Raw genomic sequence first — 16,791 nt, forward strand, 5'->3', positions numbered from 1 at the left:
TTACAGAATTTGTAATAATTATAGGTATTGACAAAGGGTTCAACATAAACGCATAAAACACAAAAACCAAACAACCAATGGAATTAACGATGCGCAAGTGGGTAACATTTTTCATTAAAAACGATATTAAAACGATGGTTGTTGCTAAATAACCAATCCACTCTGTTATTGAAATTTCAAAAATTGTCATTTATGTTTTTTTATTAAATGTATAAAAAAAGAGGAACCCGTGTAGGTTCCTCTTAAAATTTAAAAATTATTTAAAAATTATATTTTATTTCTTTTTCTATCAGTTTCTGATAAATGTATTTTACGAATACGTAAGAAATTTGGTGTAACCTCTACATACTCATCTTTTTGAATATATTCTAAAGCTTCTTCTAACGAGAATTTAATTGCAGGAACAATTCTTGCTTTATCATCTGCACCCGAAGAACGTACGTTACTTAATTTTTTAGTTTTTGTAATATTTACAGTCATATCGTCTTGTCTTGAATTTTCCCCAATAACCTGACCTTCGTAAATATCCTCTCCTGGATCTACAAAGAATTTACCACGATCCTGTAATTTATCAATAGAATAAGGAATCGCTTGACCTTTTTCCATAGACACTAAAGAGCCATTTTGACGCTCTGGAATGCCACCTTTTAGCGGTTGATATTCTTTAAAACGGTGTGCCATGATCGCCTCACCAGCAGTAGCCGTTAATAACTGGTTACGCAAACCTATAATACCTCTTGAAGGCACCATAAATTCAATAACCATACGGTCACCTTTAGCTTCCATGCTTAACATTTCGCCTTTACGAAGTGTTACTAATTCTACCGCTTTACCACTAACGGCTTCTGGTAAATCGATTGTCATTTCTTCAACAGGCTCACATTTAACACCATCAATTTCTTTAATGATTACTTGAGGCTGTCCAATTTGCAATTCGTAACCTTCACGACGCATGGTTTCAATTAAAACAGATAAGTGTAAAACACCACGACCAAAAACTAAAAATTTATCGGCACTATCGGTTTCTTTAACACGAAGTGCTAAGTTTTTTTCTAATTCTTTTGTTAAACGATCTTTTATGTGGCGCGATGTTACAAACTTTCCATCTTTACCAAAGAAAGGAGAATCGTTAATGGTAAACAACATACTCATGGTTGGCTCATCGATAGCAATCGTTTTCAAACCTTCTGGATTTTCAAAATCGGCAACCGTATCGCCTATTTCAAAACCTTCAAGACCTACAATGGCACATATGTCTCCTGTTTGAACTTCTTCTACTTTAACACGACCTAAACCTTCAAAAATATGAAGCTCTTTAATTTTATTTTTTACAATAGCACCATTACGCTTTACTAAAGAAATGTTTTGTCCAACCTTAAGAGCACCTCTTGTTAAACGACCAATAGCAATTCGTCCTGTAAATGATGAAAAGTCTAATGATGTAATTAACATTTGAGTTGTACCTTGGTCGAACTTAGGCGAAGGTATGTGTTCGATAACCATATCTAATAATGGCTCGATGTTTTCTGTTTGATTTCTCCAGTCGTCACTCATCCAGTTATTTTTAGCCGAACCATAAACGGTAGGGAAATCTAACTGCCACTCTTCTGCTCCTAATTCAAACATTAAATCGAAAACTTTTTCGTGCACCTCTTCTGGAGTACAGTTTTCTTTATCAACTTTATTTACTACCACGCAAGGTTTCAAACCTAAATCAATCGCTTTTTGTAATACGAAACGGGTTTGTGGCATTGGCCCTTCAAAAGCATCTACTAGCAATAAAACACCATCGGCCATATTAAGTACACGCTCTACTTCTCCACCAAAATCGGCGTGACCTGGCGTGTCAATAATATTAATCTTAGTTTCTTTGTATATAACTGAAACGTTTTTAGAAGTAATAGTAATTCCTCTTTCGCGTTCTAAATCGTTATTATCTAGAATTAAATCACCTGTATTTTCGTTTTCTCTGAATAATTGACAGTGATACATAATTTTATCAACCAACGTCGTTTTACCGTGGTCAACGTGTGCAATAATTGCAATGTTTTTAATTTTAGCCATAATAGTGCCTTATTTTAAGCGTGCAAAGGTACACCATATTTTCTTAATTAGTTAATATAATGTTATAATTTAATCTTAAGATAATTTTCAATATCAAATTTCGTTAAATTACTGAATAATAGCAACAAAGAAGTTTAATTCCTGCTTTTGTAAAAATTAAATTAGTAACAAAATCCCCATTTGAAAAATGAAAAATCTTAATAAATATTCTAATACAATCCCATATTTATATTTTATAATCGTATCGGCGTACTGGTTTACCCTTGTTAATAGAACAGAAGGTATTACAGCCTATCCTATTCTGCTATTTGGCATTCCATTTCTTTGGCAAATAATAAAGCCTAACAAAACATTAAATTTTACGTTCGGCATTACCTTTGTTTGTTTGTCTTCTTATTTAATATTCGTTTACCTTTTAGATATTAATGATGTTATAAACTTTATATTCGAATCTAAAAGACTTATTGTTAAAGGCGGATTGTTTGTTTTTGGGAATTTATTAATGGCATTATGGATTATTAAAAATAGTCTAAAAAGAAGCTTTTAATACGTATCTTTGTGGGATAAATTTGAAATTAAAATTGAATGAATCTTCAAGATATCCCAAAGTTAAAACATACACAATCCAATAATTTTTTTCTGCTTTGTGGCCCTTGTGCTATTGAAGGCGAAGAGATGGCTCTACGAATTGCCGAAAAAGTAGTTAACATTACTAATAAATTAGAAATTCCATACATTTTTAAAGGAAGTTTTAAAAAGGCAAACCGCAGTAGAGTTGATAGTTTTACTGGAATTGGCGACGAAAAAGCCCTTAAAATATTAAAAAAAGTTTCAGAAACTTTTGATGTTCCAACGGTAACAGATATTCACGAAATATCGGATGCTGCACTGGCTGCGCAATATGTTGATGTTTTACAAATACCTGCCTTTTTGGTTCGCCAAACAGATTTAGTTGTGGCTGCTGCCGAAACAGGAAAAGTTGTAAACCTTAAAAAAGGACAATTTATGAGTCCGGAAGCCATGAAGCATGCCGTACAAAAAGTAAAAGATTCGGGCAATAACAAAGCTTGGATTACAGACCGAGGCACCATGTTTGGCTATCAAGATATGATTGTAGATTTTAGAGGCATTCCAACCATGCGCCAATACGCTCCAACCATATTAGATGTTACCCACTCTTTACAACAACCAAACCAAAGCACCGGCGTTACCGGAGGCAGACCCAATATGATAGAAACCATTGCGCGTGCTGGAATTGTAAATAATGTTGATGGTTTATTTATAGAAACACATTTCGACCCAGCCAATGCTAAAAGTGATGGCGCTAATATGCTACATTTAGATAATCTAGAAAAATTACTTATCAACTTAGTAGCCATTAGAAAAACAATAAACGCTCTTTAATTTATAACCATAAATGAATTATTACACTTCAAAAGCTATTTGTTTAATAGCTTGTTTCGTTAGTGCCATAACTTTTTCACAAGATTTAAAAACCACAAAATACACAGCCTCAAATAAAGGAAAGTTTTTTGTAAGCTGGGGCGGAAACCGAGAGAATTTCTCTAAATCTAACATACGATTTAAGGGTGAAAATTACGATTTTACTATTAAAGATGCTACTGCCAGAGACAAACGAAAAGGTTGGCACATCGATTATATTAACCCCACTCGAATTACCATACCACAAACTAACGTAAAAGTAGGATATTTTATCTCTAATAAATACACTGTTTCTTTGGGAATAGACCATATGAAATATGTTATGCAACGTAACAAAACCAGAACCTTAAACGGAAACATTAATTTACCAGCTTCTGAAGCGGGATCCATTTATAACGGCACTTATAATAATCAAGATTTTATGGTTTCTGAAGATTTTTTGATGTTTGAACACACAAACGGATTGAATTACGTGTATGCTGAGTTTTCTAGATACGACGATATTTCAAATTTGTTTAATTTACCTAACATCGATAAGTTTCAAATTAATATCACAGAAGGGGTGGCCAGCGGTATTTTATATCCAAAAACAAATACAACCTTCATGCAAAAAGAGCGATACGACGAATTTCATTTAGCTGGTTTTGGAATGTCTCTTCATGCTGGATTAAATTTAACGTTTTACAAACATTTCTTTTTACAACTCGACTTGAAAGGTGGCTATATAGACATGCCCGATATTAGAACAACCAGTGATATTGCAGAAAGTGCCTCTCAACATTTTACTTATTTAGAACGTGTTATAGCTTTTGGTGGCATTTTTAATATTTAATTCTGTCTATTATAAATATTAAAAGGCATTGTATTTACAATGCCTTTTTGTTTTACTTAATTATTGAATTTCGCATAAAAATTATAAAACCACCTTTTAAAGGTGTTTTTATATTCTATATAAATACGAGTTTACTCATTTAAAAACATCATTAAACCTGAAAAATCGCCATACCCCTGTTGTATAGCAATTTTACCATTTTCGTCAAAATCGAAAGATTCATAAATTCTAAGCACTCCAGACTTGGCTTCGGTTGAATCTGTTGCTGGTAAAGTTACTTTCCATGCACCATAATAACGCACCGAACCATCTGGTAATTTTGTTTCAGCGTTTACACCTGGTAAAAACACCGGTGGATTGGTTAACAATTCGAAATCGTATTTATCTAAAAATGCTTTGTCTTTCATCTTGGTATCTTCACTCTGAATCATTACAGAATCGACCTCGGCACCAAAATAGGTGTTGTAAGCAATGGCATTGTCGGCATAAATAGAATAATCGGGGGTTTCGTTCTGCCAATCTAGCATAGATTTTAAAGCTGTTTCTGAATTTTTAATAAATAATTCATTAGCTGAATTGTCTGGTGCTTCTTTACATCCTATAAATAATAAAGCCAAGCACAACATGGTACAAGTAATTTTCATATTAATTTAAATTATGGTTAGTATTAACTTACAATATAGGTATATTTATTTGAAAATGAAACAATTACACACAAAATTATAATATTCATCATTGAACCTAATTACCTTGAAAGATGTATTGGTATTAAAAAGTTGGTGGTTAGCTGTAAACTTTAATAAATTGATATTTACATAACTCCTTTTGTTTAATAATTAAAACGACTGCCAATGGTTTGCTTTGGTATAAATTTTGTAGTTAAGTTGATAGTTTTCTATTGAATTGCAAAGTTTTTGATACCTTTGCAGCCGCGTTAAGGATGGAGGCATTGTTGGAGCTCTTTTTTGTTTTTCTCAAAAAAAGCGACTGCCGAGAGCCTGACCCGATAGGGTAACGCTAAAATAGAGATATTACGTTTTCAATTTATAAGATTCCTGCCTTGGCAGAAATACATGGGGTCGACTGGTTTTGACAGCGAGATTAATTGAACGGTAAGCACGTCGTGTAAGGACTTTGATACACGTAAAAGGCTAAGTCAAACTTTAAACGGCGAGAATAACTACGCTTTAGCTGCTTAATCTGAATTTACAGTAAGATAAGCCTCGGCACACAAGGTGTGCGAGCTAAATGTCTCCAGAAAGCCTTGGTTAACGGCGTTCTTTTTTGAGGCATCGTAAATGTTAACATAGATGGAGTAGCGCTTTGATGCTCTTTCGAAACTTAAAAAGATAAGTTATAAATAGGTTGTCTTTAACCAGTTTATAATCGAAAACACAAGAAAAGAATAAACGTGTAGAAAGCCCTTTGGTTACTTGTTTGGACGAGAGTTCGATTCTCTCCGACTCCACAATAATAAGCCTCAATTATTTTAAAATAATTGAGGCTTTAATTTATAAATTATATTTAATCGTGATATGACTGTTTTTAAGGTTTAACAAATTACACAATGACTTTAGATAACTTACCAGGAACATACAAGGTAATTGGCAGCAACCAGGATGCCGACTCGTATAACTACAAAGGCATTTTGTCGCTTTCGTTGGATAGGAACAAACGTGTTATTGCTAAATGGTTAATTAATAATACCCAAGAGCAGTTTGGAACGGGTTTCTTTAAAGACAATATCTTGGTAATAAATTTCTATTATAAAGGTGAAAACGACACAACGTTTAAAGGTGTGGTGGTTTACCGTTGTTTATCTAACGATGTTTTAGATGGCTTTTGGTCTGAAAAACATGGCGACCCGAATTTTTTAGGTAAAGAACGCTGTTTTAGAAATTCTGACCCATCGAATACTATTAATTAGTTTAATTTTTCAAACTTTTTATTGCTTAAACAACAAAGCCCAAATAAATAATTTATTTGGGCTTTGTTTATTTGCTATCTATAAAATTTAACTCGATTTTTGTTGTTCTTTACGTTTAGCCAGAAGCATTAACTCATGCTGAATTTCTTCTTGTCGTTTCTTGAATTTCTCTACTTTTTCTAATCTTTCTTGCTCTCGTTTTTCTATGGCTTCTTGCCTAAGTTTTTCGACCTCTAATTCAAGTTTTAATCTTTTTTTCTCTCTTTGTTTTTCAAAAAAAACAGATAAATAAGCATAACCATACATGCTCATAAACAATAACACCAGAATACCTAAAATAACGAAACCATTTTTCATAAGACTTTAATAAAAGTTTATATTCATCCTTTTAAAAGTTTAATTTTCACTTAAACCATTAAACTTTACATAAAGATAAAAAAAAGGCTAGTTATGTAAGAATAAAAAAGTTAAAGCGCCCAAAAATTAGTTAAAATTAAAAAGTATAATTTTTACAATCGACTAACAACCTTTTTTAAGGTTTATTTTTCAATTGCTAGGTTATGAGCTTCCCATTCTAAAATGCCACCATCGAGATTATAAATTTCTAAAAAACCTGCTTCATGCATTAGTTGAGCCCCTTTAGAACTTCGCTTTCCAGAACGGCAATAAACATAAACAGGTTTGCTTTTATCTAAAAGCTCAATATCGCTAACAAAGGTTTCAGACATAACATTTATATTTTTTGCTTTTGGCAAATGATAGGCGTTAAACTCTTCTGGCGTTCTAACATCTATAAGTTGAATGGAATCGCTATCCTTTAAAAGGCCATCAAATTTAGTTACCGAGACAGTTATTATACCTTCTTGCGCTGAAAGATCTTTACAGCAAAGCAAAGTGAAATTTAAAGAACATAATATGACTAGAAATACATTTCGCATGGGACTATTCTTTTTCAACAACATCACCCGTCCATTGCATCATGCCGCCTTCTAAATTATACGTGTTTTCAAAACCTAATTGATTCATAATAGAACAGGCTTGTCCGCTTCTATTTCCCGAACGGCAATACACATAGTAATTTTTAGATTTATCTAACTCTTCTACAGCATAAATAAAACCTTGACCTTTAAAAATATCTATATGAATGGCATTGGGTATAATACCCTCTGCAACCTCAGCATCGGTTCTTACATCTAATACTACAGCATTATCATCGCTTGCTAATTGCGAAGCCCATTCTTCTTGTGTTAAATCTTCCATTGTTTTTATTATTTATTGATACAAAATTAGCATTTATAATATTTATAGACGAAAAAAAATCTAAAGTTTACACCTTAGATTTTTTTCAAAATTTTATCGCAAACTAATGTGTTAAACTTTTATAGAACAACCAATCGCCTTGGTTTCTGTTTGCTCTATTTGTTTTCTTTCTAAAAGGGCATCAACCGCATTTTCAACATACTTTGTTTTAACCGCTGTTGGGTCTTGATAATTATCATCGATAGCTCCAATGTATTTCACTTCAAATCCTTTTTTTGTGTTTTCTAATAAAAAAACATGTGGTGTTTTTGTGGCGCCATATTTTGGAAACACATCCTGACTTTCATCTATTAAATAAGGAAAAGTAAAGCCTTTACTTGCTGCACGTTCTTGCATGGCTTGTAAATTATCACCTGGTTTTATGCTTGTATTGTTGGGCATTATGGCAACTACTGGAAAGCCTTTTTTAGCATATTTCTTATCTAAATCGATAATTCTATCTTCGTAAGCAACTGCAAAAGGACAAGTATTACATGTAAATACAACAATTACACCTTTAGATTTTTTATAGTCTGTAAGCGATACTGTTTTGCCATCGATATTTTTTAAAGAAAAATTTTCGGCGATATCGCCTATTTTGTAGCCTTCATTTATTGTTTTATTTGCTACCGTAAATGCACTAATGCATAAAACAATACAAGCTGCTGAAATAATTTGAAATGTTTTTTTCATAATAATTTATTTAATAAAATGTTTCAATTCTTTTTCTAATGTTTCAAACGTAAAAGATTGCTCAAAAAACGTTTGTTTGTTATTTTTATAAATGAGTGTTGCTGGAATAGAGCCCGACCAGTTGGGATTTACTTTGGGAATCCAAGTATCCATATCGACATCATTTAAAGCTACAATCTTACTTTTTAAATCATGCTCCTCTATAAAAGGAATTAACTTGGTATTGTATTGGTTAGGAAAATCTAAACTTACCAGAATAACTTCAAGATTTTCGTTTTGGTATTTATGTAGTAACGCTTCAAAAGCAGGGAGTTCTTTAACACAGGGCGCACACCAAGTTGCCCAAAAGTTTAAAATATATACGGTATCGTCTTTTCTATTTAAAAACTTTTTAAATCCTTCAAAGTCGTATACCTCTAAATTAAAATCGGTCGTACTGGTATTATCAATACTTTTTTCATCTAGTAGGGCCGTTTTAGTGTTTTCGTTTTTACAACCATACATTAAAAACAACAAACTAAGCAATAAAGCATACTTCATCTTTCCTATTATAATTTCTTTCATTATTATTAAAAATTCAATTTACCTATAAATTTAATTAATACTTTATAGTTAACCTTTAGTTTAACAATCTTTTAAATAAAAATCAAATAAAAACATTGTGTAATTATATTTACATGTTTATATTTGAACAACAAAAAATTAAGACACATTGAAAACAATTTTAAATAATACTTGGTGGTGGAGCTTTTCAAACTTACGTTCGTGAAGTAAACCTTGTATATTTAAAAATTAAAATATCATAAAAAGGCTTGTCATTCACGACAAGCCTTTTTTTTAATAACAAAAACTGAACAAATTCAGAACAATGACTAAGTACAATTTACATACATATTACAAAAGAATCCTTGCAGACACCATCACACCGGTGGCTGTTTATTATAAAATTAGAGACAAATACCCAAACAGTATTTTGCTTGAAAGTGGCGACTACCACAGAAATCACAAAAACTTTTCGTACATCTGTTTCAACCCCATTGCATCCATAAAAGTTGAAAACGAAAAAATAACACAAACCTTTCCCGATGGCAGTACAACCAACGTAGCAATCGATAAAGACATTAATGTTGCCGAAGAAATTCACAAATTCACAAAACGTTTTAATGTAAGTTCAGACCAAGAATTTAAATTTATAAATAATGGTATTTTTGGTTACACGGCTTACGACGCGGTTAAATATTTCGAAGATGTCGAAATAAGTAAAAAAGACGATTCTATTGAAATCCCAGAAGTTTACTACTCGGTTTACCAAAATATTATTGCTGTAAATCACTTTAAAAACGAAGCTTATATTTTTGCACATTGCTACGAAGGCACCGAAAATAATATTCACGAGGTAGACGATTTAATAAACGTAAAAGCATTTGCCGAGTACAATTTCAAAACAAACGGCGACATTACATCAAATGCAACCGACGAAGAATTCCGTGAGCAAGTAGAACGCGCCAAAAAACACTGTGCCCGAGGCGATGTATTTCAACTGGTTTTATCGCGCCGCTTTTCGCAACAATTTAAAGGCGACGATTTTAATGTGTACCGCGCCTTACGTAGCATAAACCCATCGCCATACCTATTTTATTTCGACTACGGAAGCTTCAAAATTTTTGGTAGCTCTCCCGAAGCACAACTAATAGTTTCTAATGGTATGGCAGAAATTCACCCCATTGCAGGAACATTTAAACGTACTGGCGATGATATGCTCGATGCCGAATTAGCCGAGAAACTAAAAAAAGACGATAAAGAAAACGCCGAACATGTCATGCTAGTCGATTTGGCTCGCAACGATTTAAGTCGCCATGGCAGCCAGGTGGTCGTAAACACCTACCGCGAAGTTCAGTTTTTCTCGCACGTTATCCACTTGGTAAGCAAAGTTACAGGGCTAAAACATAAAAACACCTCAACCATGCAGGTTGTGGCAGACACCTTTCCCGCAGGCACATTAAGTGGCGCACCAAAACACCGCGCCATGCAACTTATAGAGCAGTACGAAAAAACCAGCCGCTCCTACTATGGCGGCGCCATTGGTTTTATGGATTTCGAGGGCAATTTTAACCACGCCATCATGATACGTACCTTCCTAAGTAAAGATTACAAACTAAACTGGCAAGCCGGCGCAGGTATGGTATCCAAATCCAATGCCGAAAGCGAATTACAAGAAGTTTATAACAAATTAGGCGCCTTAACAAAAGCAATAACCTTGGCAGAAGATATTTAAAATAAAGGCGTTACCACAAGGGTCGGGCTTTAGCCAGTCGCTCTCTGCGAGGAGCTCCAACAAAGGCTCAATCCCTAACGCACCAAAAAACAAGCTTTTTAAAAACGAAGCAAAAACAAGAAAATATTAGTGTATTCGTTGCACAAAAAATAAAGAAATGAAAAAAATATTAGTTATCGACAATTACGACAGTTTCACATACAATCTGGTACATTATCTGGAAGATTTAAATTGCGAGGTAACCGTTTACAGAAACGACAAACTAACATTAGACGATGTAAAACCCTTCGATAAAATAGTCCTCTCTCCCGGGCCAGGTATTCCAGACGAAGCAGGTTTATTAAAAGCAATTATTAAAACCTATGCACCAACAAAAAGTATTTTAGGCGTGTGTTTAGGGCAACAAGCCATTGGCGAAGTTTTTGGGGGTTCTCTAATAAATTTAGAAGATGTGTACCATGGCGTAGCCACCAACGTTACTATTTGTGTAGACGACGAGCCACTTTTTAAAAACATGGATAAAAACATAGAAGTGGGGCGTTACCACTCTTGGGTAGTAAGCCCAGATTTACCAGAAAGTCTGGAAGCCACATCGTTTGATGTTAACGGACAAGTTATGTCTTTAAGACATAAAGTTTACGATGTTAGAGGCGTTCAATACCACCCAGAATCGGTTTTAACACCCAACGGAAAACAAATACTAAAAAACTGGATAGAAAGTTAAAATGAAAGATTTATTAAACAGACTCATAAACCACGAAACCTTATCTAGCGAAGAGGCTAAACAAGTTTTGGTAAACATATCCAATGGACTTTACAACCAAAGTCAAATGGTATGTTTCTTAAGTGTTTTTATGATGCGAAACATAACCATCGAAGAATTACGTGGCTTTAGAGATGCCTTGTTAGAACTTTGTATACCAATAAACCTAAGCGAGTTTAACGCTATAGACATTGTTGGTACGGGTGGCGATGGTAAAAACACATTCAACATCTCAACGCTGGCGTCGTTTATAACGGCAGGCGCTGGTGTTCACGTGTCCAAACATGGTAATTATGGCGTGTCTTCAACCTCTGGTTCATCAAATGTTATGGAACATTTAGGGGTAAAATTCTCTAATAACGAAGATTTTTTAAAAACCTGTATGGATAAAGCTGGCATCTGTATTTTACACGCACCTTTATTTCATCCAGCCATGAAACATGTAGCTCCTATTCGTAAAGAACTTGGTGTTAAAACCTTTTTTAATATGCTAGGGCCTATGGTAAACCCTTCGTTTCCTAAAAACCAATTGCTGGGCGTTTTTAATTTAGAATTGTTGCGCTTGTATAGTTTTTTATATCAAAATACCGATACCAACTATAATATTGTTTATGCCCTTGATGGTTACGATGAAATTTCGCTAACAGGAAAAGCCAAAATAGTTTCTAACCACACCGAAACCTTATTTTCTCCAGAAGATTTGGGCCTTTCAAAAGTAAAACAAGAGGCTATTTTTGGTGGCAACTCCATTAAAGATGCTGCAACCATATTTACAAATATAATTAATGGCCAAGGTACAGAAGCCCAAAATAATGTTGTTTGTACCAACGCCGGATTAGCCATAGCAACCGTAAAACAAGTTTCACATCAAGAGGGGTTTGAAATGGCCAAAGAATCTTTGTTTTCTGGAAAAGCAAAAGCCAGTTTAAACACACTCATTCAATTAAGTAAATAGATTATTTTTATCCGTAAAATGAACATATTAGATAAAATAGTAGCCGATAAACGTGTTGAAGTTAATTTAAGAAAATCGTTAATACTTACAAATCAACTGGAACAATCTGTTTTATTCGAAAGAGAAACCATCTCTTTGGCTAACAAATTAAAAAACAGTAGCACAGGCATTATAGCAGAACACAAAAGGCGTTCCCCTTCTAAATCTGTTATAAATCAATCGCTAAACGTTCAAGATGTTGCCACCGGATACGAACAAGCAGGTGTTTGTGGTATGTCGGTTTTAACCGATGCTAAATACTTTGGTGGTTCGTTAGACGATTTACTAACGGCTCGAGCGAGTTGTAACTTACCACTTTTACGTAAAGAATTTATTATAGATGAATACCAATTACTGGAAGCGCGTGCTTACGGTGCCGATGTTATTTTGCTAATCGCTGCGATTTTAACAAGAGAAGAAATTAAGCGTTTTTCAGAGTTTGCGAAAAGCTTACATTTAGATGTCTTGTTAGAAGTTCACAACGAAGAAGAATTACAAAAATCCATCATGCCCAGTTTAGACATGTTAGGCGTTAATAACAGAAACCTAAAAACCTTCGATGTTAGTCTGGAAACCAGCAAAATTTTAAGCACACAAATACCAGACGATTTTGTAAAAGTATCAGAAAGTGGTATTAGCAACGTTGAAGCCATAAAAGAATTAAAACCCTACGGTTATCAAGGTTTTTTAATAGGTGAAAACTTCATGAAAACAAATGATGCCGGCAAAAGTGCAATGCAATTTATAAAAGATTTAGAAGCATGAAACTCAAAATTTGCGGCATGAAATATCCAGACAATATAGAACAGGTTGCAGCACTGCAGCCAGACTATTTGGGCTTCATATTTTATGAAAAATCGGCAAGATGTTTCAATACAAACATCCCCGAAATTTCAAATGCCATAAAAAAAGTCGGTGTTTTTGTAAACGAAGATTTAGACATCGTTATTAAAAACATTCAAAAACATCAACTAAATGCGGTGCAATTACATGGCGAAGAATCTCCCGATTATTGCAAAACGCTTCAAAATAAAAACATAGAAATCATTAAAGTTTTCTCTATTAAAGACACCTTTAATTTTGAAACTTTAAAACCATACGAATCGGTTTGCGATTATTATTTATTTGATACCAAAGGAAAATTACCTGGAGGCAATGGTTATACTTTCGATTGGAATGTTTTAAATAAGTATCCATCAACAAAACCATTCTTTTTAAGTGGCGGTATTGGTATTAATGAAATTGAAGCCATTAAAAAATTTAAAAACAATCCGGCATCAAAATACTGTTATGCTTTAGATGTAAACAGTAAATTTGAAACAGCTCCCGGACTAAAAAACATAGAACTATTAACAGAGTTTATAAATAAACTGAGTAATAAAACCATGAATTACAACGTAAACGAAAAAGGGTATTATGGAGAATTTGGAGGTGCATACATCCCAGAAATGCTCTATCCAAATGTAGAAGAATTACGCCAGAAATATTTAGAAGTTATGGCCGAACCCGACTTTAAAAAGGAATTCGACCAACTTTTAAAAGACTACGTAGGGCGCCCCTCGCCATTGTATTTTGCTAAACGTCTTTCAGAAAAATACAATACCAAAATATATTTAAAACGCGAAGATTTAAATCATACTGGAGCGCATAAAATAAACAATACCATTGGCCAAATTTTAATGGCAAAACGTTTAGGCAAAACCCGAATCATTGCCGAAACTGGCGCCGGACAACATGGTGTTGCAACGGCTACGGTTTGTGCTTTAATGGGCTTAGAGTGTATTGTATACATGGGCGAAATTGATATTGCAAGGCAAGCACCAAACGTAGCAAGAATGAAAATGCTTGGTGCGACAGTAGTTCCTGCAAAATCAGGAAGTCGCACTCTTAAAGACGCCACCAACGAAGCCATTCGCGATTGGATTAACAACCCTGTTAACACGCATTATATTATAGGATCGGCTATTGGTCCGCACCCATACCCAGACATGGTAACACGTTTTCAGGCTGTAATTTCAGAAGAAATAAAATGGCAGTTAAAAGAACAAGAAGGTCGTGAGAATCCCGATTATGTAGTAGCTTGTATTGGTGGTGGTAGTAACGCAGCCGGAACCTATTACCATTTTCTTCACGAACCAGAAGTTGGTATTATAGCTGTAGAAGCCGCAGGTTTAGGTGTCGATTCTGGCGAAAGTGCTGCAACCTCTGTACTTGGTAAAGAAGGCATTATCCACGGTTGTAAAACTTTATTAATGCAAACAACCGACGGACAAATAACCGAGCCCTACTCTATTTCGGCTGGGTTAGATTATCCAGGTGTAGGTCCTATGCATGCGCATTTATCTAAAACAGGTCGTGCCGAATTTATGTCTATAACCGATAGCGATGCTATGGAAGCTGGTTTGGAACTTTCAAAATTAGAAGGCATCATTCCTGCAATCGAAACCTCGCATGCACTAGCCATTTTCAACCATAAAACATTTAAACCAAACGATGTGGTGGTAGTGAGTTTGTCTGGTCGTGGCGATAAAGATTTAAATACTTATATCGATTATTTTAAACTCTAAATTTTATTTTTTCATTTCCGCGTAGGCGGAAATCTCAAAATTTAATGATGGATGTGCATTATGTTTACATATTAACAAATAAAAACCACACCGTTTTATACGTTGGTCGAACAAAACAATTAAAAACAAGAATATCCCAACATAAAAACAATAGTCTTAAAACATTTACAGGAAAATATAATGTTGATAAGCTAGTCTATTTTGAAACGACCAAATATGTTAATAATTCAATCAAAAGAGAAAGGCAAATAAAAAAGTGGAATCGTGAATGGAAGATTAATTTAATTAACGGATTAAACCCTGATTGGAAAGATCTTACTGAATATATTTAAAAAATAATAAAAGATTCCCTCCTTCGAGGGAATGAAAAAATTTTATTTAGAATGAACAGAATAAACCAAAAATTACAAGAAAATAAAAAATTACTATCCATATACTTTACAGCTGGTTACCCAAGCTTAAACGACACGCTTACAATCATTCAAAATCTGGAAAAAAGCGGTGTAGATATGATAGAAATTGGCTTGCCTTTTAGCGATCCGTTGGCCGATGGCCCTACCATTCAAGAGAGTTCTACAGCAGCTTTAAAAAATGGCATGACCACAGAAACCCTTTTCAATCAATTAAAAGATGTTAGAAAAACAGTGACTATTCCTTTAATAATTATGGGATATTTTAACCCCATGCTTCAATATGGTGTAGAAGCTTTTTGTAAAAAATGTCAAGAAATTGGTATTGACGGGTTAATTATCCCCGATTTACCTGTCGATGTTTATAACGACCAATACAAAGCTATTTTTGAAAAATATGGCTTAATAAACGTGTTTTTAATTACGCCGCAAACATCTGTTGAACGTATCAATTTTATAGATTCTATTTCAAACGGATTTATTTACATGGTAAGTAGCGCCAGTGTAACAGGTAGCCAATCGGGGTTTGGAGACGACCAAACAGCATATTTTGAACGTATATCTCATATGAATCTTAAAAACCCTCAGATTATAGGTTTTGGTATTAATGATAACGAAACGTTTGTTCAAGCAACTAAATATGCCAAAGGTGCTATTATTGGAAGTGCTTTTATAAAATTCCTAACAAATAATTCTGTAGATAAAATAGATTCCTTCGTTACATCTATAATTTAATCTTTAATTCCTTTCATCATGAAAAAACATTTAAATGCCATTGTTTTTGCTTTAGCTATCGTTATCGCATCTGTTATTCTGGGCCATGCGGTTATTAACAGAAACAAAAAAGTTGGAACCATTACGGTTACGGGATTGGGAGAAACAAATTTTTCATCAGACTTAATTGTTTGGGAAGCCAAATTTTCGCAGGTAAACAAAGATTTACAACAGGCTTATTTAGATTTGAAAAATGATAAAGATATCATTTCAGAATATTTCAAATCGAAAGGATTAGATGAAAATGTTATTGTTTTTAGTGCGGTTGAAACGAGTAAAAACATGAAACAAAATTACAGCTCGGAAGGCAAATACATGGGGCAGGAATTTACAGATTACACCCTAAGTCAAACCGTTCAAATAAAATCAAAAGAAGTTGAAAAGGTTGAAAAAATCTCCAGAGAAGTTACAGAACTTTTAAACAAAGGCATTCAACTTTACTCGATGGCTCCAAGATATTACTACACAAAACTTGAAGATTTAAAAATAGAAATGGTATCCAGAGCTACCGAAAATGCGCGTTTACGTGCAAAAAGTATTTCAGAAAATTCGGGAGCTGTTATAGGCGATTTGTCTTCTGCTCAAATGGGGATATTTCAAATCACCGGACAAAACTCTAACGAAGATTATTCTTGGGGTGGCGCTTACAACACTTCATCAAAAGAAAAAACAGCTTCAATTACCATGAAATTAACTTATTTGGTAAAATAAATTAGTAGTTTTCATAATCACCGGAGTCAAATAATTTTG

The 16,791-nt window shown here is 33.9% G+C and carries 19 protein-coding genes, 1 other RNA gene and 1 pseudogene; 14 read left to right on the plus strand and 7 right to left on the minus strand.

Annotated features, from left to right (window positions below; genetic code table 11):
* Window positions 1-267: 267 nt before the first annotated feature.
* Window positions 268-2,064, minus strand: coding sequence for a translational GTPase TypA (gene typA, locus AW14_RS00795; RefSeq protein WP_044637074.1), 1,797 nt, complete (start codon window positions 2,062-2,064; stop codon window positions 268-270).
* Between the two features lie 187 nt (window positions 2,065-2,251).
* On the opposite strand from typA, the gene AW14_RS00800 reads away from it, so the two are divergent.
* The 3 genes from AW14_RS00800 to AW14_RS00810 are packed head-to-tail and all read left to right on the plus strand — an operon-like array spanning window position 2,252 to window position 4,339.
* On the plus strand, window positions 2,252-2,611 hold the full coding sequence (locus tag AW14_RS00800; protein ID WP_044637075.1) for a hypothetical protein: 360 nt from the start codon (window positions 2,252-2,254) through the stop codon (window positions 2,609-2,611).
* A gap of 38 nt (window positions 2,612-2,649) precedes the next feature.
* Complete coding sequence (gene kdsA / locus AW14_RS00805; RefSeq protein ID WP_044637076.1) at window positions 2,650-3,468, plus strand: 3-deoxy-8-phosphooctulonate synthase; 819 nt, start codon at window positions 2,650-2,652, stop codon at window positions 3,466-3,468.
* 13 nt (window positions 3,469-3,481) lie between these two features.
* Window positions 3,482-4,339: a hypothetical protein gene (locus AW14_RS00810; RefSeq protein ID WP_044637077.1), complete on the plus strand. Its 858-nt coding sequence runs from the start codon at window positions 3,482-3,484 to the stop codon at window positions 4,337-4,339.
* Between the two features lie 131 nt (window positions 4,340-4,470).
* Here AW14_RS00810 and AW14_RS00815 read toward each other — a convergent pair whose 3' ends face one another.
* Entirely contained in the window at window positions 4,471-4,983 is a 513-nt protein-coding gene (locus AW14_RS00815; protein ID WP_044637078.1) for a hypothetical protein, read from the minus strand.
* Window positions 4,984-5,414: 431 nt separating this feature from the next.
* On the opposite strand from AW14_RS00815, the gene ssrA reads away from it, so the two are divergent.
* Window positions 5,415-5,810: a transfer-messenger RNA gene (gene ssrA, locus AW14_RS14605) on the plus strand.
* A gap of 96 nt (window positions 5,811-5,906) precedes the next feature.
* Window positions 5,907-6,266, plus strand: coding sequence for a hypothetical protein (locus AW14_RS00820; protein ID WP_044637079.1), 360 nt, complete (start codon window positions 5,907-5,909; stop codon window positions 6,264-6,266).
* A gap of 87 nt (window positions 6,267-6,353) precedes the next feature.
* Here AW14_RS00820 and AW14_RS00825 read toward each other — a convergent pair whose 3' ends face one another.
* The 5 genes from AW14_RS00825 to AW14_RS00845 all read right to left on the minus strand — a co-directional run bounded on the left by AW14_RS00825 (window position 6,354) and on the right by AW14_RS00845 (window position 8,822).
* Window positions 6,354-6,623, minus strand: coding sequence for a hypothetical protein (locus AW14_RS00825; protein WP_044637080.1), 270 nt, complete (start codon window positions 6,621-6,623; stop codon window positions 6,354-6,356).
* A 182-nt stretch (window positions 6,624-6,805) separates the two neighbouring features.
* Window positions 6,806-7,204: a rhodanese-like domain-containing protein gene (locus AW14_RS00830; RefSeq protein ID WP_044639433.1), complete on the minus strand. Its 399-nt coding sequence runs from the start codon at window positions 7,202-7,204 to the stop codon at window positions 6,806-6,808.
* 4 nt (window positions 7,205-7,208) lie between these two features.
* A complete protein-coding gene (locus tag AW14_RS00835) occupies window positions 7,209-7,526 on the minus strand; it encodes a rhodanese-like domain-containing protein (protein WP_044637081.1) in 318 nt (105 codons plus the stop codon).
* A 111-nt stretch (window positions 7,527-7,637) separates the two neighbouring features.
* Entirely contained in the window at window positions 7,638-8,258 is a 621-nt protein-coding gene (locus tag AW14_RS00840; RefSeq protein ID WP_044637082.1) for a thioredoxin family protein, read from the minus strand.
* 6 nt (window positions 8,259-8,264) lie between these two features.
* Window positions 8,265-8,822 (minus strand): TlpA disulfide reductase family protein, encoded by a 558-nt coding sequence (locus tag AW14_RS00845; RefSeq protein ID WP_245617606.1) that lies wholly within the window; start codon window positions 8,820-8,822, stop codon window positions 8,265-8,267.
* A 304-nt stretch (window positions 8,823-9,126) separates the two neighbouring features.
* On the opposite strand from AW14_RS00845, the gene AW14_RS00850 reads away from it, so the two are divergent.
* The 9 genes and pseudogenes from AW14_RS00850 (at window position 9,127) to AW14_RS00885 (ending at window position 16,752) form a co-directional block, all read left to right on the plus strand.
* On the plus strand, window positions 9,127-10,533 hold the full coding sequence (locus AW14_RS00850; RefSeq protein WP_044637083.1) for an anthranilate synthase component I family protein: 1,407 nt from the start codon (window positions 9,127-9,129) through the stop codon (window positions 10,531-10,533).
* A 157-nt stretch (window positions 10,534-10,690) separates the two neighbouring features.
* The gene (locus AW14_RS00855; protein ID WP_044637084.1) at window positions 10,691-11,257 is read left to right on the plus strand and encodes an anthranilate synthase component II; all 567 of its coding nucleotides are present in this window, start codon (window positions 10,691-10,693) and stop codon (window positions 11,255-11,257) included.
* A gap of 1 nt (window position 11,258) precedes the next feature.
* Window positions 11,259-12,251, plus strand: coding sequence for an anthranilate phosphoribosyltransferase (gene trpD / locus AW14_RS00860; RefSeq protein WP_044637085.1), 993 nt, complete (start codon window positions 11,259-11,261; stop codon window positions 12,249-12,251).
* Window positions 12,252-12,269: 18 nt separating this feature from the next.
* Window positions 12,270-13,055, plus strand: coding sequence for an indole-3-glycerol phosphate synthase TrpC (gene trpC, locus AW14_RS00865; RefSeq protein WP_044637086.1), 786 nt, complete (start codon window positions 12,270-12,272; stop codon window positions 13,053-13,055).
* Between the two features lie 17 nt (window positions 13,056-13,072).
* Window positions 13,073-13,645 (plus strand): annotated as a pseudogene (locus tag AW14_RS15200) (phosphoribosylanthranilate isomerase); the annotation flags it as partial.
* A 30-nt stretch (window positions 13,646-13,675) separates the two neighbouring features.
* The gene (trpB, locus tag AW14_RS00870; RefSeq protein ID WP_044639435.1) at window positions 13,676-14,857 is read left to right on the plus strand and encodes a tryptophan synthase subunit beta; all 1,182 of its coding nucleotides are present in this window, start codon (window positions 13,676-13,678) and stop codon (window positions 14,855-14,857) included.
* Window positions 14,858-14,904: 47 nt separating this feature from the next.
* On the plus strand, window positions 14,905-15,189 hold the full coding sequence (locus AW14_RS00875) for a GIY-YIG nuclease family protein (protein ID WP_044639436.1): 285 nt from the start codon (window positions 14,905-14,907) through the stop codon (window positions 15,187-15,189).
* A 51-nt stretch (window positions 15,190-15,240) separates the two neighbouring features.
* Window positions 15,241-16,002, plus strand: coding sequence for a tryptophan synthase subunit alpha (trpA, locus tag AW14_RS00880; RefSeq protein ID WP_044637087.1), 762 nt, complete (start codon window positions 15,241-15,243; stop codon window positions 16,000-16,002).
* A gap of 18 nt (window positions 16,003-16,020) precedes the next feature.
* Window positions 16,021-16,752, plus strand: coding sequence for an SIMPL domain-containing protein (locus tag AW14_RS00885; protein ID WP_044637088.1), 732 nt, complete (start codon window positions 16,021-16,023; stop codon window positions 16,750-16,752).
* The last annotated feature ends 39 nt before the right edge of the window (window positions 16,753-16,791 follow it).

It is taken from the genome of Siansivirga zeaxanthinifaciens CC-SAMT-1 (genome assembly GCF_000941055.1).
In the GTDB taxonomy this organism is placed as follows: domain Bacteria; phylum Bacteroidota; class Bacteroidia; order Flavobacteriales; family Flavobacteriaceae; genus Siansivirga; species Siansivirga zeaxanthinifaciens.